Below are 1,075 nucleotides of genomic sequence, written 5' to 3'. Positions count from 1 at the left end.
TCTTATGTTCATTTGCAAGCGGCTTGGCCACGACTATTCGTCCAGCCAATAATGGCTGGTCCTGCATGGTGTAGCTCATGCGCAATGTAGGAGACAGGGCCTCAAGACGACGGTTTGCAAACTCTTATACGCGGGTTGGATACCGCATTTCCGTGTGTACGCCTGGGGCTGCTTCTGTCTAAGCACGGGCATCGACGTAGTCGGCCACTCAATTCCATCGAAGATTCCCCGACCGGGCCCTGCCTCCAATATTGAGCATCAGCGGATGTTCGATCTTGCCTCCTCTTTCTAATGCGCGCGATATGCGGTGCTTGGCTAAGCGAGGTCAGCTGGTTGCACTTCCTGACCGATAGCCCACAGGAAGGCCCCCATTTCTCTAGCGATCGCGGTGATCGCGATGGCCTTGTGCTTCCCCGCGAGGATCATTTTTCGATAGCGAGTGCAGAGGCGTAGCTGACCTTTCCAGGCTATTTCGCGAACGGTTCTCGGTAGGCCTTCCAACTGCGCTTGCTTGGTTCGACTTACCCGCGCAGGGAAGCGGTAAGCCCATGCGCCTTCGACCAGCATGCGACGGGCCCGAGAGTTCCCGGCCTTAGTGATCCCGCCACGTTTGACATGTTCACCTGTCGAGCTCTCTGACGGAACGAGGCCAAGAAAGGCCATCAGCTGGCGGGGATTTTCGAAGCGGCGGATGTCGCCAATTTCGGCAACAAAGACGACGGCGGCAATCAACGACACGCCTCGTAACGCCTGATATGCTTCGACAACAGGAGCCATCGTCCAGGATTTGACAGTCTCCGAGATCAGATCGGTCAGACGCTTTAAGCGCACCTCGGCATCCTCGATCGCCTGGCAGTATTCCTTGAGCACAATGGAGTGCGCCGGATGCTCGAACTTCAGGGTCGATATCCACCGCATATGTGCCAGCGACCAAGATGAGCGGCCCGAATAGATGCGGCCATGTCGAAGTAGGAACGACTGAAGCTGCTGACGCGCCCGCTTTTGAGCCCCCTGGGCTGCTTCTCGGGCCCGCACGAGATCGCGCATGGCTTCGTGTCCGCGATCTGGAACCCAA

Annotated in this window: 1 protein-coding gene; it reads right to left on the bottom strand. The window is 57.5% G+C overall.

Annotation, left to right across the window (positions count from 1 at the left end):
- Positions 1-315: 315 nt before the first annotated feature.
- Positions 316-1,075 (bottom strand): IS110 family RNA-guided transposase (locus tag JNB91_RS30265; protein WP_220329117.1); only part of this gene is annotated, 760 nt, incomplete at its 5' end.

The organism is Aliirhizobium wenxiniae (genome assembly GCF_019511445.1).
Classification (GTDB): Bacteria; Pseudomonadota; Alphaproteobacteria; order Rhizobiales; family Rhizobiaceae; genus Neorhizobium; species Neorhizobium wenxiniae_A.
This window is presented reverse-complemented; position numbering and strand designations above follow the sequence as displayed.